23 protein-coding genes and 1 tRNA gene are annotated in these 26932 nt (G+C 69.2%); 9 read left to right on the top strand and 15 right to left on the bottom strand.

Features of this window, described 5'->3' with window-relative positions:
* Positions 1–91: 91 nt before the first annotated feature.
* The 4 genes from LOS78_RS02535 to LOS78_RS02520 are packed head-to-tail and all read right to left on the bottom strand — an operon-like array spanning position 92 to position 2321.
* A complete protein-coding gene (locus LOS78_RS02535; protein ID WP_230376784.1) occupies positions 92–652 on the bottom strand; it encodes a DUF2585 domain-containing protein in 561 nt (186 codons plus the stop codon).
* 48 nt (positions 653–700) lie between these two features.
* The gene (locus tag LOS78_RS02530; protein WP_230376783.1) at positions 701–1156 is read right to left on the bottom strand and encodes a YaiI/YqxD family protein; all 456 of its coding nucleotides are present in this window, start codon (positions 1154–1156) and stop codon (positions 701–703) included.
* A gap of 60 nt (positions 1157–1216) precedes the next feature.
* Positions 1217–1822 (bottom strand): peptidylprolyl isomerase, encoded by a 606-nt coding sequence (locus LOS78_RS02525; protein WP_230376782.1) that lies wholly within the window; start codon positions 1820–1822, stop codon positions 1217–1219.
* A complete protein-coding gene (locus LOS78_RS02520) occupies positions 1812–2321 on the bottom strand; it encodes a peptidylprolyl isomerase (protein ID WP_028712560.1) in 510 nt (169 codons plus the stop codon). The genes LOS78_RS02525 and LOS78_RS02520 overlap by 11 nt, the downstream gene beginning before the upstream one ends.
* 178 nt (positions 2322–2499) lie before the next feature.
* On the opposite strand from LOS78_RS02520, the gene pgk reads away from it, so the two are divergent.
* A complete protein-coding gene (gene pgk / locus LOS78_RS02515) occupies positions 2500–3696 on the top strand; it encodes a phosphoglycerate kinase (RefSeq protein ID WP_230376781.1) in 1197 nt (398 codons plus the stop codon).
* Positions 3697–3740: 44 nt separating this feature from the next.
* Here the strand turns inward: pgk and LOS78_RS02510 are convergent, their stop codons facing one another.
* A complete protein-coding gene (locus LOS78_RS02510; RefSeq protein WP_230376780.1) occupies positions 3741–3926 on the bottom strand; it encodes a hypothetical protein in 186 nt (61 codons plus the stop codon).
* 409 nt (positions 3927–4335) lie between these two features.
* Between LOS78_RS02510 and LOS78_RS02505 the strand changes: the two genes are divergently transcribed.
* The gene (locus LOS78_RS02505) at positions 4336–5265 is read left to right on the top strand and encodes a class I fructose-bisphosphate aldolase (protein ID WP_230376778.1); all 930 of its coding nucleotides are present in this window, start codon (positions 4336–4338) and stop codon (positions 5263–5265) included.
* 128 nt (positions 5266–5393) lie between these two features.
* Positions 5394–6437: a signal recognition particle-docking protein FtsY gene (gene ftsY, locus LOS78_RS02500; protein ID WP_230376776.1), complete on the top strand. Its 1044-nt coding sequence runs from the start codon at positions 5394–5396 to the stop codon at positions 6435–6437.
* 51 nt (positions 6438–6488) lie between these two features.
* Here the strand turns inward: ftsY and LOS78_RS02495 are convergent, their stop codons facing one another.
* The 4 genes from LOS78_RS02495 to hisS are packed head-to-tail and all read right to left on the bottom strand — an operon-like array spanning position 6489 to position 10150.
* Positions 6489–6860 carry a hypothetical protein gene (locus LOS78_RS02495; protein WP_230376774.1) on the bottom strand — a complete coding sequence of 124 codons (372 nt, stop codon included), beginning with the start codon at positions 6858–6860 and terminating at the stop codon, positions 6489–6491.
* Positions 6861–6912: 52 nt separating this feature from the next.
* Positions 6913–7590, bottom strand: coding sequence for an ATP phosphoribosyltransferase (hisG, locus tag LOS78_RS02490; RefSeq protein ID WP_028712554.1), 678 nt, complete (start codon positions 7588–7590; stop codon positions 6913–6915).
* Positions 7587–8669 carry an ATP phosphoribosyltransferase regulatory subunit gene (locus tag LOS78_RS02485; protein ID WP_230376773.1) on the bottom strand — a complete coding sequence of 361 codons (1083 nt, stop codon included), beginning with the start codon at positions 8667–8669 and terminating at the stop codon, positions 7587–7589. Before LOS78_RS02485 ends, hisG begins: the two co-directional genes overlap by 4 nt.
* Positions 8666–10150 carry a histidine--tRNA ligase gene (gene hisS / locus LOS78_RS02480; protein WP_230376771.1) on the bottom strand — a complete coding sequence of 495 codons (1485 nt, stop codon included), beginning with the start codon at positions 10148–10150 and terminating at the stop codon, positions 8666–8668. Before hisS ends, LOS78_RS02485 begins: the two co-directional genes overlap by 4 nt.
* 48 nt (positions 10151–10198) lie before the next feature.
* Here hisS and LOS78_RS02475 point away from each other — a divergent pair, with 48 nt between their 5' ends.
* Positions 10199–10414: a SlyX family protein gene (locus LOS78_RS02475; protein ID WP_230376769.1), complete on the top strand. Its 216-nt coding sequence runs from the start codon at positions 10199–10201 to the stop codon at positions 10412–10414.
* 70 nt (positions 10415–10484) lie between these two features.
* On the opposite strand, the gene LOS78_RS02470 is transcribed toward LOS78_RS02475, so the two are convergent.
* The 3 genes from LOS78_RS02470 to LOS78_RS02460 all read right to left on the bottom strand — a co-directional run bounded on the left by LOS78_RS02470 (position 10485) and on the right by LOS78_RS02460 (position 16327).
* On the bottom strand, positions 10485–10994 hold the full coding sequence (locus LOS78_RS02470) for a DUF4177 domain-containing protein (RefSeq protein ID WP_230376767.1): 510 nt from the start codon (positions 10992–10994) through the stop codon (positions 10485–10487).
* A gap of 223 nt (positions 10995–11217) precedes the next feature.
* A complete protein-coding gene (gene gatB / locus LOS78_RS02465; RefSeq protein WP_028716342.1) occupies positions 11218–12732 on the bottom strand; it encodes an Asp-tRNA(Asn)/Glu-tRNA(Gln) amidotransferase subunit GatB in 1515 nt (504 codons plus the stop codon).
* 283 nt (positions 12733–13015) lie between these two features.
* A complete protein-coding gene (locus LOS78_RS02460; protein ID WP_230376766.1) occupies positions 13016–16327 on the bottom strand; it encodes a hypothetical protein in 3312 nt (1103 codons plus the stop codon).
* Between the two features lie 148 nt (positions 16328–16475).
* On the opposite strand from LOS78_RS02460, the gene LOS78_RS02455 reads away from it, so the two are divergent.
* Complete coding sequence (locus LOS78_RS02455; protein ID WP_230376765.1) at positions 16476–17309, top strand: SIMPL domain-containing protein; 834 nt, start codon at positions 16476–16478, stop codon at positions 17307–17309.
* 39 nt (positions 17310–17348) lie between these two features.
* On the opposite strand, the gene LOS78_RS02450 is transcribed toward LOS78_RS02455, so the two are convergent.
* The 3 genes from LOS78_RS02450 to metH all read right to left on the bottom strand — a co-directional run bounded on the left by LOS78_RS02450 (position 17349) and on the right by metH (position 22942).
* Positions 17349–18635 carry an O-acetylhomoserine aminocarboxypropyltransferase/cysteine synthase family protein gene (locus LOS78_RS02450; RefSeq protein WP_230376764.1) on the bottom strand — a complete coding sequence of 429 codons (1287 nt, stop codon included), beginning with the start codon at positions 18633–18635 and terminating at the stop codon, positions 17349–17351.
* Between the two features lie 380 nt (positions 18636–19015).
* A tRNA-Leu gene (locus tag LOS78_RS02445) sits at positions 19016–19102 on the bottom strand.
* 78 nt (positions 19103–19180) lie between these two features.
* On the bottom strand, positions 19181–22942 hold the full coding sequence (gene metH / locus LOS78_RS02440; RefSeq protein WP_230376762.1) for a methionine synthase: 3762 nt from the start codon (positions 22940–22942) through the stop codon (positions 19181–19183).
* Between the two features lie 231 nt (positions 22943–23173).
* Here metH and lipB point away from each other — a divergent pair, with 231 nt between their 5' ends.
* The 4 genes from lipB to LOS78_RS02420 all read left to right on the top strand — a co-directional run bounded on the left by lipB (position 23174) and on the right by LOS78_RS02420 (position 26793).
* Entirely contained in the window at positions 23174–23830 is a 657-nt protein-coding gene (gene lipB / locus LOS78_RS02435) for a lipoyl(octanoyl) transferase LipB (RefSeq protein ID WP_230376760.1), read from the top strand.
* Positions 23831–23970: 140 nt separating this feature from the next.
* Positions 23971–24444, top strand: a complete 474-nt coding sequence (locus tag LOS78_RS02430) for a cytochrome c family protein (RefSeq protein ID WP_028712543.1) — start codon at positions 23971–23973, stop codon at positions 24442–24444.
* 173 nt (positions 24445–24617) lie between these two features.
* Complete coding sequence (ctaD, locus tag LOS78_RS02425) at positions 24618–26294, top strand: cytochrome c oxidase subunit I (RefSeq protein ID WP_028712542.1); 1677 nt, start codon at positions 24618–24620, stop codon at positions 26292–26294.
* A gap of 4 nt (positions 26295–26298) precedes the next feature.
* The gene (locus tag LOS78_RS02420) at positions 26299–26793 is read left to right on the top strand and encodes a DUF2244 domain-containing protein (protein WP_230376758.1); all 495 of its coding nucleotides are present in this window, start codon (positions 26299–26301) and stop codon (positions 26791–26793) included.
* Positions 26794–26932: the final 139 nt, after the last annotated feature.

Raw genomic sequence — 26932 nt, 5'->3', positions numbered from 1 at the left:
GCCCCAAATACCGCAGCGACAGGGCCGGGAAGCCCTGTCGCCCGCCCTCTACCGTTCGAATGCCAAGCGGGGGGTGTCTGCTGCCGCTTTCTCACCTGCCCTGCCAGGCCCTCACCGCCTCCAGCGGCCAGAGCAGCATCAGCACGTTCAGCGCCAGCCCGTCGCGGATCAGCCAGGTGGTCAGCGCCTCGAAGCCGATCACCATGGCGACAGAGGCCCAGACCGGCAGCCGCGCCGCCAGCACGAAGCCCAGCACCATCGCCAGGATGTCCGCCACCGAATTGACCACGCTGTCGCCGTAATAGTCCAGCGAGATGGTCACCGCGCGGTAGCGCTCGATGATCGCGTCGGAATTCTCGACGATCTCCCAGGCGGATTCGACCAGCGTCGCGATCGCCAGCCGCCAGCCGAAAGACAGGCGCCGCGCCACCAGCCACAGCCCTGCATAGAACAGCAGCCCGTGGATGATGTGCGAGGGCGTATACCAGTCGGTCAGATGCTGCGAATTCTCGGAACTCATCGTCTCGCCGTGCCAGAGCTTGACGAAGCCGCATTTGCAGATCGGCTCGCGCCCGATCCAGAGCAGCCAGGCCGCGGCCAGGAGGATGATGAGGAAGGTGGCCCAGTAAGGGGCGGATCGGCGCGTAAACATGGGGCGAGGTGAAATCATCTTCGCGGCGCGCTGTCCATGGCCCGCACACTAGCCGGTCCGCAGCGCCGCCGCCATCACCCGGTCCAGCGATTGCAGGAACCGCGCCCGCTCGGCCTTGCCGAAACCGCCGCCGCGGCCCTGGTGGAACGGGTCGGCGGCGCGGATGTCCTGCATCAGGTCGCGGGTGGCCAGCCGCGGGCCGATATTGGCCGGCGTCAGCACCTCGCCGTCGGGCTGCACGACCTGCGCACCGGCCTTGAGGCAGCGGTCCGCCAGCGGCAGGTCGGTGGTGACCACCACGTCGCCCGGGCCGCAATGCGCCGCGATCCACTGGTCGGCCGCATCCGGCCCCTCGGGCACGATCACCAGCGACAGCAGCGGATTGGCCGGCGGCCGCAGCCCGCCATTGCAGACCAGCACCATCGGCACGCGCAGCCGGGTCGCGACCCGTTCGGCCTCGGGTTTGACCGGGCAGGCGTCGGCGTCGATGTAAAGCGTGGTCATGTGGGGACTCCTTGAAGAAAAGCCCCGCGCGGGGCGGGGCTTTCGGGTCGGGCGGCGGGCTTATTCCTCGACCGTCACCTTGACCATGTAGTCGGGCTCGACCACCGAGCCGTTGGCGGCGGGATCGCCCTTCTTGATCGCGTTCAGCACATCCCAGCCATCGACCAGCTGGCCGACCACGGTATATTGCCCGTCAAGGAAGGTCGCCGGCGCCAGGTCGATGAAGAACTGGCTGTTGGCCGAATTCGGGTCCTGCGCCCGCGCCATGCCCACGGTGCCGGCCTGGAAGCTGACATCGTTGAACTCGGCCTGCAGGTCCGGCATGTTCGAGCCGCCCATGCCGGCCCGCGCGGTGTCGCCACCATGCTTGCCGAACTCGACATCGCCGGTCTGGGCCATGAAGCCGTCGATCACGCGGTGGAACACCACCCCGTCATAGGCGCCGGACTTCGCCAGCGTCACCAGCCGCTCGACATGCTTCGGTGCCTTGTCGTTATAGAGGTCCAGGACGATACGGCCCTTGGCGTTCCCCTTGGCATCGGCGACCTCGATCACCAGGTTCGGGCCGGGGCCGTCGGTGACGCCCGGCAGACCCTCGGCCAGGACCGGATGGGCGGCCGCGCCGGCGGCCAGCAGCAGGGCGGAAGCCAGCAGCTTACTGCGCATCGGCCGCCACCTTCACCGAGATCATCCGGTCGGGATTCGCCGGCGGCTCGCCGCGGGCGATCTTGTCGACATGCTCCATGCCCTCGATGACCCGGCCATAGACGGTATATTGCCCGTTCAGGAAATGGTTGTCCTTGAAGTTGATGAAGAACTGGCTGTTGGCGCTGTTCGGGTTCATCGAACGCGCCGCGCCCAGCGTGCCGCGGTCATGCGGCAGGCGCGAGAACTCGGCCGGCAGGTCCGGCAGGTCCGAGCCGCCGGTGCCGGCGCGGCCCGGGTTGTAGTTGTTTTCCATATTGGCATGTTCCACGTCGCCGGTCTGGGCCATGAAGCCCTCGATCACGCGGTGGAAGGCCACATTGTCGTATTTCCCGGCCCGGGCCAGTTCCTTCATGCGCTCGACATGTTTCGGGGCGACATCGGGCAGCAGCTCGATCACCACCGGGCCGTCCTTCAGCTCGATGATGACCGTGTTCTCGGGATCCTTGATCTCGGCCATGGGGGTCTCCTTCTGATGGCTTGGGCAAAGGCATAAGCATTTCGCTTCGCCCATACAACGCCGCCATTGCCCCCGGCGGTTCGCCGCCGTCCATGATTGCGGGGCCGGTTGACGAAAATGTCATGATGCGGGAAAACCGCGCACGGGCGCCAAAGCCCATCAGGAAAGGGACGAGACCATGGCGGATTTCAACACGATCGACGACCTGGAGCTTGACGGCAAGGTGGTGCTTGTCCGCGTGGACGTGAACGTCCCGGTCGAGAACGGCCAGGTCACCGACGCCACCCGGATCGAAAAGATCGTCCCGACCGTCAAGGACATCCAGGCCCGGGGCGGCATCCCGGTGCTGCTGGCGCATTTCGACCGCCCCAAGGGCCAGCGCGTCGAGTCGATGAGCCTGAAGGTGGTGATCCCGGCGCTGGAAAAGGCGCTCGGCCAGCCGGTGAAGTTCGCCGAGGAAGCCATCGGCGGCCCCGCCAAGCGCGCCGTGGCCGATCTTGCCAAGGGCGACGTGCTCCTGCTGGAGAATACCCGCTTCTATCCCGGCGAGGAAACCAATGACGCGACCTTCGCCGCCTCGCTGGCGGCGCTGGGTCAGGCCTATGTGAACGACGCCTTCTCGGCCGCGCATCGGGCGCATGCCTCGACCGAGGGCATCGCGCGGCTTCTGCCGGCCGCCGCCGGCCGGCTGATGGAGGCGGAGCTGAAGGCGCTGGACGCCGCGCTCGGCAATCCGCAGCGCCCGGTGGTGGCGGTGGTCGGCGGCGCCAAGGTCTCGACCAAGCTCGACCTGCTCGGCAATCTGATCGAGAAGGTGGACCATCTGGTCATCGGCGGCGGCATGGCGAACACCTTCCTGGTCGCCCAGGGCATCGAGGTCGGCAAGTCGCTGGCCGAGCGCGACATGGCCGACACCGCGCGCGACATCCTCGAGAAGGCCGGCAAGACCGGCTGCACCATCCACCTGCCGGTGGACGTGGTGGTGGCGCGGGAATTCAAGGCCGGCGCGGCAAGCGAGACGGTGGCGGCCGAGGCCTGCCCCGCCGATGCGATGATCCTCGACGCCGGCCCGGCAACCGTGGCGAAGATCCGCGAAGTGTTCGAAACCTGCCGCACGCTGATCTGGAACGGCCCGCTCGGCGCCTTCGAGATCCCGCCCTTCGACGCCGCGACCAATGCCGCCGCACAGGAAGCGGCGCGGCTGACGCGCGAGGACAAGCTGATCTCGGTCGCCGGCGGCGGCGACACGGTGGCGGCGCTGAACAAGGCCGGCGTCTCGGGCGATTTCACCTTCATCTCGACCGCCGGCGGCGCCTTCCTGGAATGGATGGAGGGCAAGGAACTGCCGGGCGTGGCGGCGCTGCAGAAACGCTGACGGCAGGCAGGGGGCGGCCGCGCGGCCGCCTGCCCGGCGCCGCCTCAGTCCTGCGCAGCAGGCTGGGCGGGCGGGTCGGCGCGCGGCGCGTCGCCCTGTTTCCCGGACCCGGCGGTGATGAACAGGATGAGCGCGATCACCGCCACGATCACCGCCACGCCCATGCCGATGATCGGCACCAGATGACGGCGGGCGGCCCGTTCACGGTCGGGGTCGGGATCGTCGGGCATGGGCGCCTCCTCTTCGATCAACCCTGCCTCGACGGCCCGGTTCCCGTCAAGGTTGTGCGGCAGGACGCAGGATCCGTTCCCCCTGACGGGGCGGGCTCGATCGCCAGGGCCGCGGAGATCGCGGCGGGCGGCAGGTCGCGCCGGCATCACGCGAGTCGGTATCGAGGGACAGATAGCGAGAAAAAGGGCCCCGATCGAGACCAGGGAGGCCGGCCCCGCACCAAGGGAAACGGCGGTTCTGGCGGATTGGTTCGGGAATGCCGCCGCGGTCTTCGTCTGCCCCCGGGAAGCCCGGAAATTCCGACCTCGCAACAGCGCCGGACCGCCGCCGCCGGTTCCGTTAGCGCAATCGCGATTGCCCTCGGCGACGAGTCTGTTAATCAGCCCGCATTCAGACATGGAGTTCCCGATGCAGATGACCGATACCGTCCGCAAGATCCTCGCCAATTACGAGGGCGAAGCGCCGGGTGTGAAGGCACAGCTGGCCCGCATGCTGATGACCGGCAAGCTGGCCGGCACCGGCAAGATGATCATCCTGCCCGTGGACCAGGGGTTCGAGCACGGCCCGGCGCGCAGCTTTGCACCGAACCCGGCCGGCTACGACCCGCATTACCACTATCAGCTGGCCATCGACGCCGGGCTGAACGCCTATGCCGCGCCGCTGGGCATGATCGAGGCGGGCGCCGACACCTTCGCCGGCCAGATCCCGACCATTCTCAAGGTGAACTCGGCCAATTCGTTGATGTCGGACACGGCCGGCAAGAACCAGGCGATCACCGCCTCGGTGGACGACGCGCTGCGGCTGGGCTGCTCGGCCATCGGCTTCACCATCTATCCGGGTTCGGACATGGCGCTCGACATGATCGAGGAGATCGTCGAGATGCGCAAGGAAGCCGCAGCCAAGGGCGTGGCGACGGTGATCTGGTCCTATCCGCGCGGCGAGGCGATCAGCAAGGACGGCGAGACCGCCATCGACATCGCCGCCTATGCCGCCCAGATCGCGGCGCTGATCGGCGCGCATGTCATCAAGATCAAGCTCTCGACCGACCACCTGGAACTGGACGAGGCGAAGAAGGTCTACGAGGCCAAGGGCATCGACATCTCGACCCAGGCCAAGCGCGTGGCGCATTGCATGCAGTCGGCCTTCAACGGCCGGCGCATCGTGGTGTTCTCGGGCGGCGCGGCCAAGGGCGCGGATGCGGTCTATGACGACGCCCGCGCCATCCGCGACGGCGGCGGCAACGGCTCGATCATCGGCCGCAACAGCTTTCAGCGCTCGCGCGAGGATGCGCTGGACATGCTGCAGAAGCTGGTCGACATCTATCTGGGCAAGGCCTGAGCGCCGTGGGGGCGCTGCCCCCACACCCCCGGGATATTTCGACAAGAAAGAAGGGCGCTTCGCAGGCGCCCTTTTCCTTTGGCCGCGGAACGCCTAGTCTCTTGCGCCACAGGCAGAAGGATGGGTGCATGGCGTTTTTCTCGAAACTGCGCGAGCGGCTGACGCGGTCCTCGTCGAAGATCGGCGCGGGGCTGGATGACATCGTGTCCGAAGGTGCCGAACCGGAAAGCGCCACGCCGGCACCGCCCGCGGCCCCGGCCCCGCAAGCCCCGATCTCCGACACGCCCGCCAAGCCCGGGCTTCTCGGCCGCATCTTCGGCCAGGCCGTCACGGCCGAGCCGCGCCGCGAGCTGGACGACGAGATGCTGGAGCAGCTCGAGGAGATGCTGATCCAGGCCGACATGGGCGTCGAAACGGCGCTGCGCGTCACCGCCAATATCGCCGAAGGCCGCATGGGCCGCCGCATTTCGGCCACCGAGCTGAAAGAGCTGCTGGCCGAGGAGATCGCCCGCATCATGACCCCGGTCGCCAGGCCCCTGCCCCTCTATCCCAAGCGGCCGCAGGTGGTGCTGGTGGTGGGGGTGAACGGCTCGGGCAAGACCACCACCATCGGCAAGCTCGCCAGCCAGTTCAAGGCGGCGGGCAAGAAAGTGGTGATCGCGGCCGGCGACACGTTCCGCGCCGCCGCCGTCGAGCAATTGCAGGTGTGGGGCCGGCGCGCCGGCGTGCCGGTGATGACCGCGCCCGAGGGCTCGGACCCCGCCAGCCTCGCCTTTGACGCCATGACCCGGGCCGAGGCCGAGGGCGCCGACCTGCTGATGATCGACACTGCCGGCCGCTTGCAGAATCGCCAGGACCTGATGGAGGAGTTGGCCAAGATCGTCCGCGTCATCCGCAAGAAGGACCCTTCGGCGCCGCACAACACCCTGCTGGTGCTGGACGCCACCACCGGCCAGAACGCGCTGAGCCAGGTCGAGACCTTCCAGAAGCTCGCCGATGTCTCGGGCCTGGTCATGACCAAGCTGGACGGCACCGCCCGCGGCGGCGTTCTTGTGGCCCTGGCCGACCGCTTCGGCCTGCCGATCCATGCCATCGGCGTGGGCGAGCAGATCGACGATCTCGACGCCTTCGACGCCCGAGACTTCGCGCGGGCCTTGGTCGGGCTCGACTGAAGCTTTCTCTGTTTTTCAAATACCCATGCGGCCGCGCGACAGGCGCGGCGGTCACGGCTTGACCAGATGCGCGTCCGTCCGGGTGTCCTCGACCGGCGCGACATTGCCCGCCGCATCGGCCTGCGGCTCGACCACTTCCTGCGGCGGCGTGAAGGGCGCGGTCAGCTCGGCGGTTCCGGCCTGCTTGTCATAGATGCAGACGTAACGATCCACCCCGCCATCGGCCAGCGTGGTGATCAGCAGCGCCGCGCCATAGCTTTCCGAACCGAAGGGGTTGACCTCGATGGCCGTCTCGCCCGCTTCGGGGGCCAGCGCGGTGCAGGCTGTCTCGACATCCTGGCGGAACTGCTCCCAGGCCTCCTCGGAGGCGGCGAGCGCGGGGCTTGCGGACAGGATCAGCATCAGGGCGGCCAAGCGCATCATCTTTCTCCGTCACAGGTGGCGAGGCACAACGCCCCTGCCCCGCCCGAGGTTTCTAGAGCCCGAGCCGTGCCGCGAAATCCCGCACCTCGGCCTCGTCCCCCGCCGCCAGCGAGCGCAAGAGCGTCGCCTGCGAGCGCAGGATGGGTTCCTCGCCGATGATCTTCAGGTGGTTGGCGCGCAGCGTCTCGCCCGAGGAGGTGATGTCGGCGATGGCCTCGGCGGTCAGGTTGGCCACCGTGCCCTCGGTCGCGCCCTGGCTGTCGACCAGCTGGTAATCCGCGACCTCCTGCGCCGAGAGCCAGGCGCGCACCAGCCGGTGATACTTGGTAGCGATGCGCAGGCGGAAACCGTGCTCGGCACGGAAATCGCGGGCGATGGTGGCGAAATCGTCCAGGGTCTCGCAATCCGACCAGCAGGCTGGCACGGCCAGGATCAGGTCGGCATGGCCGAAGCCCATCGGCGCCAGTTCCTCGACATGGCTGCGCCAGCCGGCCAGCTTCTCGCGGATCAGGTCGGTGCCGGTCACGCCCAGATGGATGCGGCCGGCCATGAGCTCGCGCGGGATCTCGCCCGCCGAAAGCAGCACCAGCGCCACGTCCCCGGCCCCGTCGACCCGGCCGGCATATTCGCGCTCGGACCCGGCGCGCGACAGGGTCACGCCGCGGGCGGCGAACCAGTCGAAGCACTGCTCCATCAGCCGCCCCTTGGACGGCACGCCCAGCCGGATCATGCTGCTTTCCCCAAGATCTGGCCCCCCAGTTCATGGACCAGCCCCGGCCGGATGATGCCGCCCACCGCCGGGATCGAGCGGCCCTGCGCCTGGCCCAGAACCGCCGCCAGCGCGTCGTAGCGCCCGCCCGAGGCGACGGGCGGCCAGTCCTCGCGCCCGGCCGCCGCGAAGCTGAAGGTCATGCCGTCGTAATATTCCATCGTGTGCCGGCCATGGCTGGCGTCGAAATGCACCTGGCTCACGTCGATGCCGCGCGCGGACAGCGCCGCCAGGTTGCGTTCCAGCCGATCCACCGCCTCGGCGATATCGGGGATCTCGGCCGCCAGCCCGCGCAGCTGCCGCAGCGCCTCGGGGGCCGGGGCCTGGATGGCGAACAGCCGCTCCAGCCGCTCGACCCATTGCGGCGGCAGCGGCGCCTCGGCGGCATCGCTGCGCAGCCGGTCGATGCGGGCCTGCATCTCGGCCGGCGAACGCAGGCCGGTCCAGGGCGCGGCGGTTTCGGGAAAGCCGCGGGCCTCGGCCGGCGCGGCGAAGCGCGCCAGCGCCTTGGCAAAGCGCCGCGGCCGCCAGATGTGGTGCAAAAGCGCGGCCCGGCGCGCGCCCGACAGCGGCAGGGCGCGCACCGCGTCCATCAGCAGGTCCATGTCGCCCATGCTAGCCTGCAGCTTCAGGGGCGCGAGGATGTCGTGAAACAGCGCGAAGACCTCGGCATCGGCGTCCGGGTCGCGGGCGAAAAGCTCGAAACCGGCCTGCAGGTATTCGTTGTCGCGCGGATGCTCGGGGCGCGTCTCGCCATGGTCCTGCTTGCGGAACACCTCGCCCAGATAGCAATAGCGCGCCGGCTCGGCGCCGCTGGCCATGTGCATCTGCACCACCGGCACGGTGAAGTCGGGGCGCAGCATCATCTCGCCGCGGATCGGGTCCTGGGTCACATAGGCGCGGGCGCGGATGTCCTCGCCATAGAGGTCCAGCAAGGTCTCGGCCGGCAGCAGCAGGTCGGGCGCGACCTCCTCGGCCCCGGCGGCGCGGAAGGCGGCAAGGATCTGCTGGCCGATGGCCTGTTTCTCGCGCTTGCTCATCCCAGGATGCGCCGGACTTCGGAGACCAGATCGGCGCGGGCCACTTCGGTCTGGGCGGGCTGGGCCTTCCATTCCTCGTGGCTGGCCTGGGCCGCGATCTTCGCCCCCAGGATCAGGTCCTTGACCTGCACCACGCCGCGCGCCGCCTCGTCGCCGCCCTGGATGACGGCGACCGGGGCATTGCGCTTGTCGGCATATTTCAGCTGGTTGCCGAAGTTCTTCGGGTTGCCCAGATAGACCTCGGCGCGGATGCCGGCCGCGCGCAGTTCCGCCGCCATGGCCTGGTAATCGGCCATGCGCTCGCGGTCCATGACGGTGACGACGACCGGGCCCGGCTCGGCCCCGCCCATCAGCCCCTTGGCGCGCAGGGCGGCCAGCAGCCGGTCCACGCCGATGGAGACGCCGGTCGCGGGCACCTTCTGGCCGGTGAAGCGTTCCACCAGCCCGTCATAGCGCCCGCCGCCGGCGACCGAGCCGAACTGGCGCTTGCGGCCCTTGTCGTCGAGGATCTCGAAGGTCAGCTCGGCCTCGAAGACCGGGCCGGTGTAATAGCCCAGGCCGCGCACGATCGAGGGGTCGATGACGGCGCGATCCTCGCCCACGCCCATGGCGGTAAGCATCCCGGCGATCCGGGCCAGTTCGTCCACGCCCTCGGCGCCCACGGTCGAGGCGCCGACGGCGGCGCGCAGGTTTTGCAGCGTCGCGGCGTTGTCCGCGCCCTTCGAGGTCAGGAAGGCCAGCACCGGACCGGCCTGTTCCGGGCTCAGGCCCACGCCCTCGATGAAGGCGCCGGACTCGTCCTTGCGGCCGGTGGTGAGCAACTGGCGCACGCCTTCCTCGCCGACCTTGTCGAACTTGTCGATGGTGCGCAGCACGTCGTCGGCAGGCTTGCCCTCGGCCACACCCGTGGATTCCAGGATGCCGTTCAGCACCTTGCGGTTGTTGATGCGGATCAGGTAGTCGCCGCGGGCGATGCCGGCATGTTCCAAGGCCGCCGCCAGCATGGCGCAGATCTCGGCATCCGCGGCGACCGAGGCCGAGCCCACGGTATCGGCGTCGCATTGGTAGAACTGGCGGAAGCGGCCCGGCCCCGGCTTTTCATTGCGCCAGACCGGGCCCATGGCATAGCGGCGATAGGGGCTGGGCAGGTCGTTGCGGAACTGCGCGGCGACGCGGGCCAGCGGCGCGGTCAGGTCATAGCGCAGCGCCAGCCAGTCGCCGGCGCCGCCACCCGGCACCTCCGCCTCTTGCCAGGCAAAGACGCCGGCATTGGGGCGGTCCACATCGGGCAGGAACTTTCCCAGCGCCTCGACGGTTTCCACGGCACTGGTTTCGAGCGGCTCGAAGCCGTGGCGATGATAGATCTCGGCGATGCGGTCGAGCATCTGCTTGCGCTCGGTCACATCCGCGCCGAAATAGTCGCGGAACCCCTTGGGCGTCTCGGCCTTGGGACGGGGCTGTTTCTTCTGATCTTTCGCCATGGTTTGCCTCGGGCTTTTCCATGCGGCGGTCTAACGGATGGAGGATGAATGGACAAGCAGACGAAGGAACGCATCGAGCGGCTGGAGGAAGCCGTGGCCTATCTGGCGCGCACCGTCGAGGATCTGTCGGGCATCGTGGCCCGGCAGGAAAGCGAGATCGCCCGGCTGGCGCGCCATGTCGGCATGCTGATGGAGCGCGAGGCCGAACGCGAATCCGAGGCGGGAACGGTGCCGCTGGCGGACCAGCGGCCGCCGCATTGGTGAGGGCCTGAGGGGCGCTGCCCCTCGCCCCCGTGCCGGGGGCTCACCCCGGAGTATTTGGAAAACGGAGAAATCAGCGGCTGGCCGGGCCGAGGCGCGGGCCGGCCGGGGCCGGGGCGTGCGGCGCGGTCAGCGGCGGCTCGGCGGCGCGGGCACGGGTATGGTTGCCGGGCGCGGCCAACGGCGCGGGCTTGGGGGTGGCGCGCATCGGCTGGCTGAAGGGGCCGCGCGCCGGCTGCTGGGCGGTGCCGGCCGGGGTTTCCTCGGCTGCGGGTTCCATGGCGGGAGGTTCGGCGGGCTGCGGCTCGGCCGTGGCGGCCGGCTGGGGGAGCTGCTGCCGGCCGGGCGCGGCGAGAGCGCGGCGGAAGATCAGCAGGTTGTGATAGACCGTGGTTCGGCTGGTCAGGCCCGAGCGTTCCTCGGCCGGCAGTGTCTCGGCCCGGACATAGTCCCAGCCGTCGCGGGCCATGTCGTTCAGCACATCGGTCAGCGTGGCGGCGAAACGCTCGATCCCGGATTTCGCGCCCCGGACCTTTTCGCCGCGGGCGGGTGCGGGGATGACGGTGTATTCGTAGCTGCTCATGCGGATGCCTTTCCTTTGGGCCGAAGGTTAGGCGAGATGGCCGGCCAAGGGAAGCGGGCTGCGCAATGCCGGCGCGTGTCGCCCGCTGCACATGTTCGGGAGCGGAAGGACGCAAAGCCGGCCGCGATGGGCCTGCCTAGACCCGGACGGCGAGGGCGGGCGGGGACGCCGCCCGGCCCATGCGGATGGGCGGGGCGCACCGTCTCGGGACGCCCCTGACAAGTCAGCCGCCCAGCTTCTTCGCCACCAGCTCGTTCACCGCCGCCGGGTTGGCCTTGCCACCGGTCGCCTTCAGCACCTGGCCGACGAACCAGCCGGCCAGCTTGGGGTTGGCCTTGGCCTTTTCCACCTGCGCCGGGTTCGCGGCGATGATCTCGTCCACCGCCGCCTCGATGGCGCCGAGGTCGGTGACCTGCTTCATGCCGCGCGATTCCACGATCTCGGCCGGGTCGCCGCCCTCGGTCCAGAGGATCTCGAACAGCTCCTTGGCGATCTTGCCCGAGATCGCGCCCGAGCCGATCAGGTCGATCACCCCGCCGAGCTGGGCGGCGGAGACCGGCGAGGTCTCGACGCTCAGCCCTTCCTTGTTCAGCCGGCCGAACAGCTCGTTGATCACCCAGTTCGCTGCCATCTTGCCGTCGCGGCCGGCGGCCACCTGCTCGAAGTAATCGGCGCTTTCGACCTCGGCGGTCAGCACGCCGGCGTCGTATTCCGACAGGCCGAGCTCCTTGACGAAGCGCGCCTTCTTCTCGTCGGGCAGTTCCGGCATGGCGGCGGCGATGCCGTCCACCCAGTCCTGCTCGATCTCGAGCGGCAAGAGGTCGGGATCGGGGAAATAGCGATAGTCGTGGGCTTCCTCCTTCGAGCGCATCGAGCGGGTCTCGCCGCGGTCGGGATCGTAGAGCCGGGTTTCCTGCACAACCGTGCCGCCGTCCTCGATGATGGCGATCTGGCGGCGGGCCTCGTATTCGATGGCGGCCTGGATGAAGCGCAGCGAGTTCATGTTCTTGATCTCGCAGCGGGTGCCGAGATGGCTGAAATCGCCGGTTTCCTGATAACGCTCATAGGCGCCGGGGGCGCAGACCGAGACGTTCACGTCGGCGCGCAGGTTGCCGTTCTGCATGTTGCCGTCGCAGGTGCCGAGGTAGCGCATGATCTGGCGCAGCTTGGCGACATAGGCCGCCGCCTCCTCCGGCCCGCGGATGTCTGGGCGGCTGACGATCTCCATCAGCGCCACGCCGGTGCGGTTCAGGTCGACGAAGGACATGTTCGGGTCCATGTCGTGGATCGACTTGCCGGCATCCTGTTCCAGGTGGATGCGCTCGATCCTGACGCGGCGGGCGATGCCGGGGGCCATGTCCACGATCACCTCGCCCTCGCCCACGATGGGGTGGTAGAGCTGGCTGATCTGGTAGCCCTGCGGCAGGTCCGGATAGAAATAGTTCTTGCGGTCGAAGGCCGAGACCAGGTTGATCCGCGCCTTGAGGCCGAGGCCGGTCTTGACCGCCTGCGCCACGCAGAATTCGTTGATCACCGGCAGCATGCCCGGCATGGCGGCGTCGACGAAGGCGACATGGCTGTTCGGCTCGGCGCCGAAGCCGGTCGAGGCGCCGGAAAACAGCTTGGCGTTCGAGGCGACCTGGGCATGGACCTCCAGCCCGATGACCAGTTCCCAGTCCTGTTTCGCGCCCTGAATGATCTTCGGTTCCGGGGCGGTATAGGTCAGATGGTCGAGCATGGCATTTTCCCTGGCAAGGCTGCCCAGCCTTCTAGGCGCTTGGGGCGGGGCTCGCAAGAGCCGGGACCGGCGAGCCGGCGACGCGAACCGCACCGCGGCGCTGTGCGGGGCATGCCGTCGGCGAAGGCGGGGCGACGGCGAAGGGGGGGCGACGGCGGCAGGCAGATGGCCGTATCCGCAAGCAGCGGGTCGGGACAGGTGCAGGGCCTCGCGCGGGCGGCAGGTGCCGGTCCGCGCTGCCTCGGCTCACAGCGGACGCGCGACCGGCGGGACGGGGGCCGGATCAGCGGCCGTCCAGCATCCGCAATTCATGGGTGCGGCCCGCCTTGACATAGGTCAGCCGCCCGTCGCCGATCGAGTTGATGGTGCCGCCGTCGATGCGGTCGCCGAGCCGCACGGTCACCACCTTGCCGTTGCGCAGCCGGATCAGCGCCCGGCTGGCCTTGCCGGCGCCGATGATGCCGATGACCGTGGTGCGGCCCAGGTCGAGGCCGCGCGCCTGGGTGGCCGCCTTGGCCACCGTGGCGGTGGTCGCGCCCTTGCCCACGGCGCCGGCGGCGATCTCGGGCTCGTTGTCGATCTCGGGCGGCTTGTAATCCTGGCGCCGGGCGCGGGCGGCGCGTTCCTCGGCCTCGGCCTGGGCGCGGGCGCGGGCCTCGGCCTGGGCGCGGGCCTCGGCCTCGGCCTTGGCGTCGGCGGCGGCACGGGCGCGGATGCGGGCCTCGGCCTGGGCCTGCAGCTGCTCGTCGAGGGCGCGGCGCGCGGCCAGTTCGGCCTCGCTGGGTCCGGGGGCGGCCGGCGGCGCGGCCTCGGGGGCGGCGGGCGGAACGGCAGCGGGGGCGGCCGCCGCTTCGGGGGCGGCATCGCTGCGCCGGGGCGGCAGCGGCGACGAGGCCAGGGCGGAAAGCTGCACCCCGCCCGGCGTGGCCGGCGAAGCCTCGACCGCGGCCGAGATCGCCGCCTCGACCGCCTGGCCCGAGACGGCTGCCGCACCGGGCCGGGCCCGCGGGCGCGCCGAGCCATGCAAAAGCCCGCCCGAATCCCGGGCGGGCGCGGCAGCGGGGGCGGCGGCGCGTTCGGGCTTGTCCGGTGGCGGCGTGGTCGCCGACCTCAGCGCGTCGTCGATGGCCGAAGGGCTGACGGCATCGCTGGCCGTGCCCGGCTTGCGCTGCGGCCGGACCTGGGCAAGACGCTCGCCCGGCGGCGGCGCGGCGCGCAGCGACACCAGACCCGAGCGCCCCAGATCGCGGATCAGCATCCGCAGATGCTGCCGTTCGTCCGGGGTCAGCCCGTCGGCCCCGCCGCTGCCGGAAGGACCGGGCGAAAGCTCGGGGGCCGAGCCTTCGGGACGCGAGGGCGGCCGGGCCGAGCCGCGCAGCGCGGCGCTGCTGGTCGTGGCGACGGGCTGGGCGCTGGCCGGGGCGGCCGCGACGGGGGCCGCCGGGGCCGCGGGCGCGGGCGCGGCGCGGCGGCTGCGCTCGGGCGGACGGGCGCTGGTGACGGGCCGGGCCTGCCGCTGGCTCGCCTCGAAGGGCAGCGGGTTCGCGGGCAGGTTGGGCGCGGTGTCGGCGCGCGGCACGCTGGCCTGCGGCGTGGTGCGCCGCGGCGCCAGTTGCGGCCGGGCCGAGCTGGTCAGCCGGGTGGCGGCCGGCCGGGTCTGCGCAGCGGCCGGCGCAGGGTTCCGCGATGCCGCCGGTGCCGCTGCGGGCCGGGCCGAGACGACGGTCCGGGCCGGAACGGTGGCGGAAATGCCGGCCTGAGACGGGGCCGGATCCGCCGGCGCAGGGGCCGAAGCCGGCGCCGAGGAGGAGATCACCGCGGCGGCGACGGCGGTCCCGGCAACCAGAACGCGACGCTGCTCTTCCTCGGTCAGGGCCGAAACCGGCGCGACATGCGTTGCGGCGGGCAGGACGACACCGGCCGGGGCGGCATCGGGCTGCGGCGCGGCGGACGGCAGCGGCGCGGCCGCCGGCTGCAAGGCAGCGGTCGGGACCGGGGCGGGGGCTGGGTCGGGATCGGCGGCCGCAGCCGGGGCCGGCGCGGCGGCTGCGTCGGGGGCCGGGTCGGGCTCGGCCGGGGCCGGTGCGGACGGAACGGGCTGCGCCGGCGCGGCCTGCTCGGCGGGGGCGATGGCGGCAAGCTGACCGCCCTGCCTCTCCGGAACCAGGAAGGCCCAGATCAGGATCAGGCCCAGGACCAGCACGCCCAGCATGGCGACCAGTCCCAGAAGCCCGCCGCGCTCGCCCGGGCGGCGGGGCGGAACCGGGGCGGCGCCGACGGGCCGGGCCTGACGGGCGCCGGCGGCGCGGTCATGCACGGCACGCGCGCGCGCGTTCAGAGCCGCCGAGCCGGCAGGGCCGGCCGGTGGAACGGCGCGCGAGGCCGATGTCCCGGCCACAGCGGTTTCCGCGACCGGGGCGGCCTCGGCCTGCGGCGCGGCCGGGGCGGAATCTTCCTCCGGCTCGCCGGGCTTGGGCGCAGGGCCGATTGCCGCAGTTGCGAGGGGTTCGGGCTGCTGCCGCGGCTCGGCGGGGTCGGCATCCGCCGCCTGGGTCGGGGGCGCAACCGGATCGGGGCCGGCGACCAGAGCCTCGGCGGCAGGGGCGGGTTCGGCGGCAGGGGTTTCGGCCTCTGGCGCCGCTTCGGCAGGGATGGGCCCGGCAGGGGATGGCGGCGCGGCCGAAGCCGGGCCGTCAAGCGGCGCGGCCGGACCCGCAACAACCTCCGCGTCCGGGCTGGGCGCGGCCGCGTCCACCGGCGACGGCGCTGCGGCGGGTTGCGATTCCTCGTCCGACGACTGTGCCGCGGGTTCTTGGGCTTGCCGGGCCGGCGCGGTCGAAGCCTCGCCATCTTCCGGCGGGGACAACGGCCCGTCCGAGGGCGGTGCGGGCGGGTCCCCGGCCGCGATTTCCTCGTCCGGGTCCTCGGCCTGATCGCCGCCGAGATCCAGCGCGTCCCCCGCCTCGGAGGGTTCCTCCTCGATCAGCAGCGCCGAAGCGGTCACCGCCGCCTGCGCCGGATCGACCTGCGGACGGGCACGTGCCGCAGGCTCCAGCACGAAGACCGGCTCGCCCGGATAGAGATCCGGGGCAGGAGTCGCGCAATAGCCCTGCCCCTCGAACCCGTATTGCATGGCGAAATCGTGGGCCTCGCGCAGGGTCTGCCGGGCCACGGCGGCGACGCGCACGCTGTCGCCGTCGCCCTCCCAGTCGAAGGCCAGGTCGTCGATGGCATAGGGGGTCAGCCCGTCCAGCGCCCGGCCCACGGCGCGCGCGCGGTCGGCGCCGGGCGCGACGGTCAGCGTGGTATAAAGGATCTGGTCGTCGGGAATGACCAGCGTGACCGGCAGCGCCGCCTCGATTCCGGCGCCGGTCGCCATGGCGCGCAGGCGGGTGAATTCCTCGCGGAAGCTGGCGGAAGCGAAATCGACCGAACCCAGATGCCGCCAGTTCGCGCCGCCCTGACCGCCGGTCCGGTCGCGGCGCTGCAGATGCACGGCATCCTCGCTGAAAGAGAGAGCGTATTCGGTAACGGAATCAAGCGACATCGACAGGCTTTGCTTTCGGTTCCGGGCGCCGGGGCGCATCTTGGTCATTGGTCCCTTCGGACTAACCCAGAACGCGATCCGTGAAAAGCAGAACACCGGATTGTGAGGCATCCGGAACGAAATTCCGGGGTTATACGGGCTCATGAGGACAATCGCGCGACCGCACCGCTCCGGCGCGCCAAGGAGAAACCACCCGATGCCCCAATTCCGACCCCTGATCGCCGCCGCGACGCTGATCGTTCTGGGCGCTGGCCCGCTGCTCGCGCAGCCCGCCCCGCCCGACGCCCCGCCGCTGCCCGCACCTATGGGACATCATGGCATGAAACATTCCCCCATCGCCCGGCTGACCGTGACCGGCCAGGGCCAGGCCACGGCCCAGCCCGACATGGCCACGATCACCCTGGGCGTCAGCACCCGCGCCGCCACCGCCGCCGAGGCCATGGCGCAGAACGCCGAACAGCAGGCCAAGGTCATCGAGGCGCTGAAGGCCGAGGGCATCGAGGCGCGCGACATCCAGACCTCGGGGCTGAACCTGTCGCCGGTGATCGACTATCAGGACGGCCAGCCGCCGAAACTGACCGGCTACGGCGCGCAGAACAGCGTCACCGTGCGGGTGCGCGACATCGCCGGGCTGGGCGCGGTGCTGGACAAGCTGGTTGCCTCGGGCGCCAATGAGATCAGCGGCATCGGCTTCTCGCGCGAGGACATGGCCGAGGCCGAGGACCAGGCCCGCATCGAGGCGGTGGCGGATGCGCGCCGCCGCGCCGAGGTGATGGCCGAGGCGGCAGGGATGCGGCTCGGCCGGCTGATCTCGCTGTCGGATGTGCAGATGGGCGGCGGGCCGCGGCCGATGATGGCCATGCGCGCCGAGGCGGCCGGCGCCGCCGACACGCCGATCGAGGCGGGCGAGCTGGCCGTCAGCGCCAATGTCACCGCCGTCTTCGCCATGCAGCCGGCCGATGCACCGGAAGGCGGCGAGCCGCCGGCGCCCGAGGGCGAAGGCGAGGCCGAGGAAGCCCCGGCGAACTGACCAAGGCGGGCGGCGCAGCGATGCGCCGCCCGTTCCGCCTCAGGCAGTGGCGGCGGCCAGCGCCTGATCCAGGTCGGCGATGATGTCCGCTGCGTCCTCGATGCCGATCGACAGCCGCACCACATCCGGCCCCGCCCCGGCCGCGATCTTCTGCTCGTCCGTCAGCTGGCTGTGCGTGGTCGAGGCGGAATGGATCACCAGCGAGCGCGAGTCGCCCAGATTCGCCACGTGGCTGAACAGCTTGAGGTTGTCGACCAGCTTCACCGCCGCGTCATAGCCGCCCCTGATCGCAAAGGTGAACAGCGCCCCCGCCCCCTTGGGATAGACCCGCCGCGCCGTTGCGTTCCAGGGCGACGACGCCAGCCCCGCATAGGTGACCGAGGTGACGCGCGGATCCTTCTCCAGCCATTCCGCGACCTTCTGCGCATTCTCGACATGGCGCGCCATGCGCAGGCCCAGCGTCTCGATGCCCATCAGCGTGTAATGCGCGGCCTGCGGGTTCATGGTCATGCCCAGGTCGCGCAGCCCGATGGCGATGCCGTGGAAGGTATAGGCCAGCGCGCCGAAGGTCTCGTGGAACCTCAGCCCGTGATAGGCGGGCTCGGGTTCCGACAGGCTGGGGAACTTGCCCGAGGCCGACCAGTCGAACTTGCCCGAATCCACGATCACGCCGCCGGTCACCGTGCCGTTGCCGGTCATGTATTTGGTCAGGCTGTGCACGACCAGCGTCGCGCCCATCTCGATGGGCTTGCACAGCCAGGGCGTGGCCAGGGTGTTGTCGACGATCAGCGGCAGGCCGGCCTCGTCCGCAACCTTCGCGACCGCCGGGATATCGGTGACATAACCGCCGGGATTGCTGATCGATTCACAGAAGATGGCGCGGGTGTCGTCGTCGATGGCGGCGCGCAGCGCGTCGAGATCGTCCAGGTCGACGAATTTGCACGACCAGCCGAAGCGCCTGATGGTCTGGCTGAACTGGGTGATGGTGCCGCCGTAAAGCCGGGTCGAGGCGATGATGTTCCGCCCCGGTCCCATCAGCGGGAACAGCGCCATGATCTGCGCCGCATGGCCCGAGGAGCAGCAGACCGCGCCGGCCCCGCCCTCCAGCCCGGCCACGCGCGCCTGCAGCGCCGCGACGGTCGGGTTGGTCAGGCGGGAATAGATATAGCCGACCTCCTGCAGGCCGAAGAGCCGCGCGGCATGGGCGGCGTCCTTGAAGACAAAGGCGGTGGTCTGATAGATCGGCACCTGCCGCGCCCCGGTCGCCGGGTCGGGCGCGCTGCCTGCATGGATGGCGGTGGTGTCGAAACCCCAATTCTCGGACATGGAAACTCTCCCCTGGTTCGGGGCAGAGACTAGGCGCAAGCCATGGCGGAAATCCACGGAAATCGGCGCCAGGCCGCGCGGAAAGAACACCATGATGTCGCAGGAAGTCCCTGGAGAAAGACCGTTTTCCAGAATGCTTTCCCAAGGAAAGCCTTCCATCTCGCCGGCGTCTTTCCTGCCCCGGCATGCGCGGCTTCAGGACCTCCGGCACCGCTGCGGGGACCGTCTCCAGCCCTTCTTTCTTGCCCAAATATCCTGGGGGAGTCCCGCAGGGACGGGGGCAACGCCCCCTCTCGCCCGGCACGGACCGCCAGCGGATGCCATGCCCCTTAGGGCTGACGCCGCGATCACGCGCAAGCACTTGATATGCAAGGGAAATATGGTGCGGTCGAGAAGACTCGAACTTCCACTCCGGTTAAGGAACAGCGACCTCAACGCTGCGCGTCTACCAATTCCGCCACGACCGCACGTCCGTAGGCCCGCGTCTCATAGACGCTTGCGCGGCGGATGAAAAGGGCATTTTTTCGCCCGCCGCGGGTTTCTTTTCACTCGGCCGCGACCGCCGCCTGCGGGGTGTAGTTCAGGATCGGCGCCAGCCAGCGTTCCGCCTCGCGCACCGACATGCCCTTTCGCTCGGCATAGTCCAGCACCTGGTCGTGCTCGACCTTGGCGACGCCGAAATAATAGGCCTCGGGATGGCCGATATAGAGGCCCGAGACCGAGGCGCCGGGCCACATCGCCATCGACTCGGTCAGCTCGACCCCGGTCGCCGCGGTGGCGTCGAGCAGCCGGAACAGCGTCACCTTCTCGGTATGGTCGGGCTGGGCCGGATAGCCGGGCGCCGGGCGGATGCCCTTGTAGGGCTCGGCGATCAGTTCCTCGGGGGTGAAGCTTTCCTCGGCATAGCCCCAGTATTGCCGCCGCACCCGTTCATGCATCATCTCGGCCAGCGCCTCGGCGAAGCGGTCGGCCAGCGCCTGCACCAGGATGGCCGAGAAATCGTCATGCGCGGCCTTGAACCGGTCGGCGATCTGCTGCTCCTCGCCGCCCGCTGTCACGACGAAACCGCCGACATAGTCGCGGATGCCCTCGGGGGCGACGAAATCGGCCAGCGCCACGTTCGGGCGGCCGTCGCGCTTGCTCACCTGCTGGCGCAGGGTGTGCAGGGTCGCCAGCGGGGCGGCGCGATCCTCGCCGGTGAACAGCCGGATGTCGTCGCCGACCCGGTTCGCCGGCCAGAAGCCGACGACCGCGCGCGGGCGGAACCATTGCTCGTCGATGATGCGCTGCAGCATGGCCTGCGCATCGGCAAAGAGCTGCCGCGCCACCGCGCCCTGCTTCTCGTCCTCGAGGATGCGCGGATAGACGCCCTTCAGCTCCCAGGTCTGGAAGAACGGCGTCCAGTCGATATAGCGGGCGATCTCGGCCAGGTCGAAATCCTCGATCACCCGCGGGCCGAGGAATTCCGGCGTCCTGGCCTCGAACCCCGACCAGTCGATCCGCAGCGCATTCCCGCGGGCGGCTGCCAGCGGCAGGCGCTTCTTGTCCGCCTCGGCCCGGGCGTGCTTGTTGGCCACGTCCATGTATTCGCTGCGGATCGTCTCGACATAGGCATTTTTCTGGCCGGACAGCAGGCTGCCCACCACCCCCACCGCGCGGCTGGCGTCGGTGACATAGACCGCCTGGCCCCTGGCATAGCGCGGATGGATCTTGACGGCGGTATGCACGCGCGACGTGGTGGCGCCGCCGATCAGCAGCGGGATGTCGAAACCCTCGCGCTCCATTTCGCTCGCAACATGCACCATCTCGTCCAGCGAGGGGGTGATGAGGCCGGACAGGCCGATGATGTCCACCTTCTCGGCCTTGGCGGTTTCCAGGATCCTGGTCGCCGGCACCATCACGCCCAGGTCGATGATCTCGTAATTGTTGCAGGCCAGCACGACGCCGACGATGTTCTTGCCGATGTCGTGCACGTCGCCCTTGACCGTCGCCATCAGCACCTTGCCGGCGCTCGAGGAACCGCCCGCGCCGCCCGCCGCGGCCTTCTCGGCCTCCATATGGGGCAGCAGATGCGCCACGGCCTGCTTCATCACCCGGGCCGATTTCACCACCTGCGGCAGGAACATCTTGCCCGAGCCGAAAAGATCGCCCACGACGTTCATGCCCGCCATCAGCGGCCCCTCGATCACGTGCAGCGGGCGCTCGGCCTTCAGCCGCGCCTCCTCGGTATCCTCGTCGATATATTCGGTGATGCCGTTGACCAGGGCGTGTTCCAGCCGCTTCTCGACCGGCCAACTGCGCCAGGTCAGGTCCTTTTCGCGCGCCTTGGCGCCGCCTTCGCCGCGGAAGCGCTCGGCGATCTCCAGCATGTTCTCGGTCGCGGTGCCGCCGGCCCTGGGCTTGCGGTTCAGCACCACGTCCTCGCAGGCCTCGCGCAGGCCCGGGTCGATCTGGTCATAGACCGCCAGCTGGCCGGCATTGACGATGCCCATGTCCATCCCCGCCTGGATGGCGTGATAGAGGAACACGGCATGCATCGCCTCGCGCACCGGCTCGTTGCCGCGGAAGCTGAAGCTGAGGTTCGAGACCCCGCCCGAGACATGCACATGTGGCAGGGACTGGGTGATGCGCCGGGTTGCGCCGATGAAATCGAGCCCGTAATTGTCATGCTCCTCGATGCCCGTCGCCACCGCGAAGATGTTCGGGTCGAAGATGATGTCCTCGGGCGGGAAACCGACCTCGTTCACCAGCAGGTCATAGGCGCGCGCGCAGATCTCGACCTTGCGGTTCTCGGTATCGGCCTGGCCCGTCTCGTCGAAGGCCATCACCACCACGGCGGCGCCGTAGCGCCGGCAAAGCCGGGCCTGGGCCAGGAAGCTCTCCTCGCCCTCCTTGAGGCTGATCGAGTTCACGATGGCCTTGCCCTGCACGCATTTCAGCCCGGCCTCGATCACCTCCCATTTCGAGCTGTCGACCATCACCGGCACGCGGGCGATGTCCGGCTCGGCCGCGATCAGGTTCAGGTAGTCGATCATCGCCTGCTTCGAATCGATCAGCCCCTCGTCCATGTTGACGTCGATGATCTGGGCGCCGTTCTCGACCTGGTCGCGGGCCACGTCCAGCGCCGCGGCATAGTCGCCGTTGGTGATCAGCTTGCGGAATTTCGCGGACCCGGTGACATTCGTCCGCTCGCCCACGTTGACGAAGGGGATGTCGTCGGTCTTGACGAAGGGCTCCAGCCCCGACAGGCGCAGGCGCGGCTCGATCTCGGGGATCGCGCGCGGCGGCAGGTCGGCCACGGCGCGGGCGATGGCGGCGATATGCTCGGGGGTCGAGCCGCAGCAGCCGCCGACCACGTTCACCAGCCCCTCGCGGGCGAATTCGGCGACCTGCGCGGCCATCTCCTCGGGCGATTCGTCGTATTGGCCCATCTCGTTCGGCAGGCCGGCATTGGGATAGGCGCAGATCAGCGTGTCGGCGACGCCGGAAAGCTCGGCCAGATGCGGGCGCATGGCTGCGGCGCCGAGCGCGCAGTTCAGCCCGATGGTGACCGGCGCGGCATGGCGCATGGAATACCAGAAGGCGGTCGGGGTCTGGCCCGAAAGCGTGCGCCCGGACAGGTCGGTGATGGTGCCCGAGATCATCACCGGCAGGCGCTGGCCCTTCTCCTCGAACACCTCCTCGCAGGCAAAGATCGCGGCCTTGGCGTTCAGCGTGTCGAAGATGGTCTCGATCAGGATCAGGTCGGCGCCGCCGTCGACCAGCCCGCGCAGCTGCTCGGCATAGGCGATGCGCAGATCGTCGAAGGTGACGGCGCGATAGCCGGGATTGTTCACGTCCGGGCTGATGGAGGCGGTGCGGTTGGTCGGCCCCAGCGCGCCGGCGACCCAGCGCGGCCGCCCGTCCTCGGCGGTGGCACGGTCCAGCGCCCGGCGCGCGATGCGGGCACCGTGGAGGTTCAGATCGTAAACCGCGGATTCCATGCCGTAATCGGCCTGGGCGATGGTGGTCGAGGAAAAGGTGTTGGTCTCGACGATATCGGCGCCCGCCTTGGCATAGCGGTAATGGATCTCCTCGATCGCCTTGGGCTGGGTCAGGTTCAACAGGTCGTTGTTGCCCTGCTGGGGATGCTCGCCCGGCGCGGGCGGATGGCAGCCGCAGGCGCAGCCGCCGCCATGGCCGCGGAAATCGTCTTCCTTCAGGCCAAGCTGCTGGATCTGCGTCCCCATCGCGCCGTCGAGGATCAGGATACGGTCGCGCGCAGCCGCGCGCAGGGCGTCGAAGACGGGGGAAAGGGGCAAGGTCATGTGTCGGTCCGCGCGTTTCACTGAATGTGCTGTATAACCACAGTTCTTCCGTTAGTGAAATTCAACATCTGCAGAATGATCATGCACAGGATTCATCATCGGATGCTCGTGCTTCTTTCTTGTGGAAATATCCTCGGGGGTGTGGGGGCAGACAGCCCCCACCGCGACGGCCCGGCCGGAACCGACCGCGCCCCCTTGCGACGGCCCCTCGCCCGGACTATCTCGCCGCACATGACCGAATGGATCACCGCCCCCGGCCTGACCGATTACCGCGAAGCCACAGCCTTCATGGAGGCGCGCGCCGCCGCCATCGCCGAGGGCCGGGCGGGCGAGCTGGTCTGGCTGGTCGAGCATCCGCCGCTCTACACCGCCGGCACCTCGGCCCGTGCCACCGACCTGCTGGAGGCGCGCTTCCCGGTGCACGAGACCGGGCGCGGCGGGCAATATACCTATCACGGGCCCGGCCAGCGCGTCGTCTATGTCATGCTGGACCTGAACCGCCGCGGCCGCGACGTGCGCGCCTTCGTCAAGGCGCTCGAATCCTGGGTCATCGACGCGCTGGCCGAGTTCAACCTGAAGGGCGAGATCCGCGACGGCCGGGTCGGCGTCTGGATCGCCCGGCCCGACAAGGCGCCCCTGTCCGACGGCTCCATGCGCGAGGACAAGATCGCCGCCATCGGCGTCAAGCTGCGCAAATGGGTCAGCTTCCACGGCATCGCCATCAACGTGGAGCCGGAGCTGAGCCATTATGCCGGCATCGTGCCCTGCGGCATCCAGGGGCACGGCGTGACCAGCCTGGTCGACATGGGCCTGCCGGTCGGCATGGGCGATCTGGACGACGCGCTGCGCCGCACCTTCCCGCGGAACTTCCCGCCGCTCGCCGGCTGATTTTCGCCCTGCGACATATTCACCCTTGCCGGTTCTGCGACCTTTTTCCGGTATTCCGCAGGCTTGACGCATGATAGCCCTGTCTGGCGGGAAGCGGAGAGGTCCGACCCCGGAGGAGAACGATACCCAGAGGAAACGCGATGAAGATCAGCATCTACGCCACTCTCGCCGCAATCAGCCTCGCCCTGCCTGCCGCCGCCCAGGATGCGGGCGACCCGGCCAAGGGCGAGAACGAGTTCAAGAAATGCAAGGCCTGCCACATGGTCCAGGCCCCGGACGGCACCGACATCGTCAAGGGCGGCAAGACCGGGCCGAACCTCTACGGCGTGGTCGGGCGCCAGGCCGGCACCGAAGAAGGTTTCAAATATTCCGAGGCGCTGATCAAGCTGGGCGAGGCCGGCGAGGTCTGGACCACGGAGGACCTGGCCGGCTACATCACCGACCCGAACAAATATGTCGAGGAAAAGGTGGGCGACAAGTCGCTCAAGACCAAGATGACCTTCAAGCTGGCGAAGAACCAGGCCGATATCGTGGCCTTCCTCGCGCAGCATTCGCCCGATGCGGGGGGCGAGGCAGGCGCCGAGGCGGAACCGGCCGAAGCCGAAGCGAACTGACGCCTTCGCCGCCGCGAAGGCCCGGCAATCACGCCCCCGGCGCGCCGCAAAAGCGCACGGGGGCGTGTTTTTTACTGCTTTCCGCGCATTGCGAGGGGTAGGATTGTGGTCTAGAACCAACGTGAGTCCGCCGGCCCCCGCGCCGGCCAGCCGCATGTCTAGGGAGTCCACGCATGGCAGACGCAGCCGTTCACGGCCACGGTGACCATCATGACACCCGCGGGTTCTTCACCCGCTGGTTCATGTCAACAAACCACAAGGATATCGGTATCCTGTACCTGTTCACGGCCGGCGTCGTCGGCCTGATCTCGGTATGCTTCACCGTCTACATGCGGATGGAGCTGCAGCATCCCGGCGTGCAATACATGTGCCTCGAAGGCGCCCGCTTCATCGCCGACGCCTCGGCGGAATGCACCCCGAACGGCCATCTGTGGAACGTCATGATCACCTATCACGGCGTGCTCATGATGTTCTTCGTCGTCATCCCGGCCCTGTTCGGCGGTTTCGGCAACTATTTCATGCCGCTGCACATCGGCGCCCCGGACATGGCCTTCCCGCGGCTGAACAACCTTTCCTACTGGATGTATGTCTGCGGCGTCGCGCTGGGGATCGCCTCGCTTCTGGCGCCGGGCGGCTCGGACCAGCCGGGCTCGGGCGTGGGCTGGGTGCTCTACCCGCCGCTCTCGACCACCGAGTCGGGCTATTCCATGGATCTGGCGATCTTTGCCGTCCACGTCTCGGGCGCCAGCTCGATCCTGGGCGCGATCAACATCATCACCACCTTCCTGAACATGCGCGCCCCCGGCATGACGCTGTTCAAGGTGCCGCTGTTCGCCTGGTCGGTCTTCATCACCGCCTGGCTGATCCTGCTGTCGCTGCCGGTCCTGGCGGGCGCCATCACCATGCTGCTGATGGACCGCAACTTCGGCACGCATTTCTTCGACCCCGCGGGCGGCGGCGACCCGGTGCTCTACCAGCACATCCTGTGGTTCTTCGGCCACCCCGAGGTCTATATCATCATCCTGCCCGGCTTCGGCATCATCAGCCACGTGATCTCGACCTTCGCGCGCAAGCCGATCTTCGGCTACCTGCCGATGGTGCTGGCCATGGCGGCGATCGGCATCCTGGGCTTCGTAGTCTGGGCGCACCACATGTATACCGCCGGCATGTCGCTGACCCAGCAGGCCTATTTCATGCTGGCGACCATGACCATCGCCGTGCCGACCGGCATCAAGGTCTTTTCGTGGATCGCCACCATGTGGGGCGGCTCGATCGAGTTCAAGACGCCGATGCTCTGGGCCTTCGGCTTCCTGTTCCTGTTCACCGTCGGCGGCGTGACCGGCGTGGTGCTGAGCCAGGCGCCGCTGGACCGGGTCTATCACGACACCTATTACGTCGTGGCCCACTTCCACTATGTGATGTCGCTGGGCGCGGTCTTCGGCATCTTCGCCGGGGTCTATTACTGGATCGGCAAGATGTCGGGCCGGCAATATCCGGAATGGGCGGGCCAGCTGCATTTCTGGATGATGTTCATCGGCTCGAACCTGATCTTCTTCCCGCAGCACTTCCTGGGCCGCCAGGGCATGCCGCGGCGCTATATCGACTATCCGGTCGAGTTCGCCTACTGGAACAACATCTCGTCGATCGGCGCCTATATCTCCTTCGCGTCCTTCCTGTTCTTCATCGGCATCGTGTTCTACACGCTCTTCGCCGGCAAGCGCGTCAACGTGCCGAACTACTGGAACGAGCATGCCGACACGCTGGAATGGACCCTGCCCTCGCCGCCGCCCGAGCACACCTTCGAGCAGCTGCCGAAGCGCGAGGACTGGGATCGCGCACACGCGCACTGATCCGATGCCCTATGCATGGCACGATACGGCCCCGGAGGATTCCGGGGCCGTTTCCTATCGGCTGGAAGTCTGGCCGCATCGCTCGCTGCCGCGGCGCGGCTTCGTCTGGGTGATCGGCCTGACCGCCGCCGGGCTGGCGCTGCCCCTGCTGGCGGTGGTCGGCACGACGGTGCTGTGGGGGCTGCTGCCCTTTGCCGCGCTGGCGGTCTGGGCGCTGTGGCACGCCATCCGGCGCAGCTATGGCACCGCGCATGAGGTGATGCTGCTCGACCGCGACCGGCTGATCCTGACCCGCAGCGATCCGGGACGCGAGGACCGGATCTGGCGGACCAACCCCTATTGGGTGCGCGCGAGCCTGCGGCCGGGCGGGCCGGTCGAGGATTACCTGGTGCTGACCGACGGCAAGCGCGAGGTCGAGCTGGGCGCCTTCCTCTCGCCCGAGGAACGGCTGGCCTTGCGGGACGAGCTGCAGCGGCGGCTGGCCGGGTTGCGGGGCTAGCATCGCGCTTGGGCCAAGGCGCTCGGGCGGATCGATGGCAGGACCATCCATATGCGCCAGCATATCGGCCGCCTGCGAATGACTCGTCTTTCGGCTATCGGCGGGCCATGCGGTGGCGCAACAAGTCCGGAATATATGC

Origin of the sequence: Paracoccus sp. MA (genome assembly GCF_020990385.1) — a bacterium.
In the GTDB taxonomy this organism is placed as follows: domain Bacteria; phylum Pseudomonadota; class Alphaproteobacteria; order Rhodobacterales; family Rhodobacteraceae; genus Paracoccus.
The sequence above is the reverse complement of the archived record's forward strand: the minus strand, read 5'-3'. Positions and strand labels throughout refer to the sequence as shown.

What these genes read in the sequence shown, in the direction of transcription:
- LOS78_RS02535 (WP_230376784.1), bottom strand. Translation starts at nt 652, where the DNA reads ATGTTTACGCGCCGATCCGCCCCTTACTGGGCCACCTTCCTCATCATC.
- LOS78_RS02530 (WP_230376783.1), bottom strand. Translation starts at nt 1,156, where the DNA reads ATGACCACGCTTTACATCGACGCCGACGCCTGCCCGGTCAAACCCGAG.
- LOS78_RS02525 (WP_230376782.1), bottom strand. Translation starts at nt 1,822, where the DNA reads ATGCGCAGTAAGCTGCTGGCTTCCGCCCTGCTGCTGGCCGCCGGCGCG.
- LOS78_RS02520 (WP_028712560.1), bottom strand. Translation starts at nt 2,321, where the DNA reads ATGGCCGAGATCAAGGATCCCGAGAACACGGTCATCATCGAGCTGAAG.
- pgk (WP_230376781.1), top strand. Translation starts at nt 2,500, where the DNA reads ATGGCGGATTTCAACACGATCGACGACCTGGAGCTTGACGGCAAGGTG.
- LOS78_RS02510 (WP_230376780.1), bottom strand. Translation starts at nt 3,926, where the DNA reads ATGCCCGACGATCCCGACCCCGACCGTGAACGGGCCGCCCGCCGTCAT.
- LOS78_RS02505 (WP_230376778.1), top strand. Translation starts at nt 4,336, where the DNA reads ATGCAGATGACCGATACCGTCCGCAAGATCCTCGCCAATTACGAGGGC.
- ftsY (WP_230376776.1), top strand. Translation starts at nt 5,394, where the DNA reads ATGGCGTTTTTCTCGAAACTGCGCGAGCGGCTGACGCGGTCCTCGTCG.
- LOS78_RS02495 (WP_230376774.1), bottom strand. Translation starts at nt 6,860, where the DNA reads ATGATGCGCTTGGCCGCCCTGATGCTGATCCTGTCCGCAAGCCCCGCG.
- hisG (WP_028712554.1), bottom strand. Translation starts at nt 7,590, where the DNA reads ATGATCCGGCTGGGCGTGCCGTCCAAGGGGCGGCTGATGGAGCAGTGC.
- LOS78_RS02485 (WP_230376773.1), bottom strand. Translation starts at nt 8,669, where the DNA reads ATGAGCAAGCGCGAGAAACAGGCCATCGGCCAGCAGATCCTTGCCGCC.
- hisS (WP_230376771.1), bottom strand. Translation starts at nt 10,150, where the DNA reads ATGGCGAAAGATCAGAAGAAACAGCCCCGTCCCAAGGCCGAGACGCCC.
- LOS78_RS02475 (WP_230376769.1), top strand. Translation starts at nt 10,199, where the DNA reads ATGGACAAGCAGACGAAGGAACGCATCGAGCGGCTGGAGGAAGCCGTG.
- LOS78_RS02470 (WP_230376767.1), bottom strand. Translation starts at nt 10,994, where the DNA reads ATGAGCAGCTACGAATACACCGTCATCCCCGCACCCGCCCGCGGCGAA.
- gatB (WP_028716342.1), bottom strand. Translation starts at nt 12,732, where the DNA reads ATGCTCGACCATCTGACCTATACCGCCCCGGAACCGAAGATCATTCAG.
- LOS78_RS02460 (WP_230376766.1), bottom strand. Translation starts at nt 16,327, where the DNA reads ATGACCAAGATGCGCCCCGGCGCCCGGAACCGAAAGCAAAGCCTGTCG.
- LOS78_RS02455 (WP_230376765.1), top strand. Translation starts at nt 16,476, where the DNA reads ATGCCCCAATTCCGACCCCTGATCGCCGCCGCGACGCTGATCGTTCTG.
- LOS78_RS02450 (WP_230376764.1), bottom strand. Translation starts at nt 18,635, where the DNA reads ATGTCCGAGAATTGGGGTTTCGACACCACCGCCATCCATGCAGGCAGC.
- metH (WP_230376762.1), bottom strand. Translation starts at nt 22,942, where the DNA reads ATGACCTTGCCCCTTTCCCCCGTCTTCGACGCCCTGCGCGCGGCTGCG.
- lipB (WP_230376760.1), top strand. Translation starts at nt 23,174, where the DNA reads ATGACCGAATGGATCACCGCCCCCGGCCTGACCGATTACCGCGAAGCC.
- LOS78_RS02430 (WP_028712543.1), top strand. Translation starts at nt 23,971, where the DNA reads ATGAAGATCAGCATCTACGCCACTCTCGCCGCAATCAGCCTCGCCCTG.
- ctaD (WP_028712542.1), top strand. Translation starts at nt 24,618, where the DNA reads ATGGCAGACGCAGCCGTTCACGGCCACGGTGACCATCATGACACCCGC.
- LOS78_RS02420 (WP_230376758.1), top strand. Translation starts at nt 26,299, where the DNA reads ATGCCCTATGCATGGCACGATACGGCCCCGGAGGATTCCGGGGCCGTT.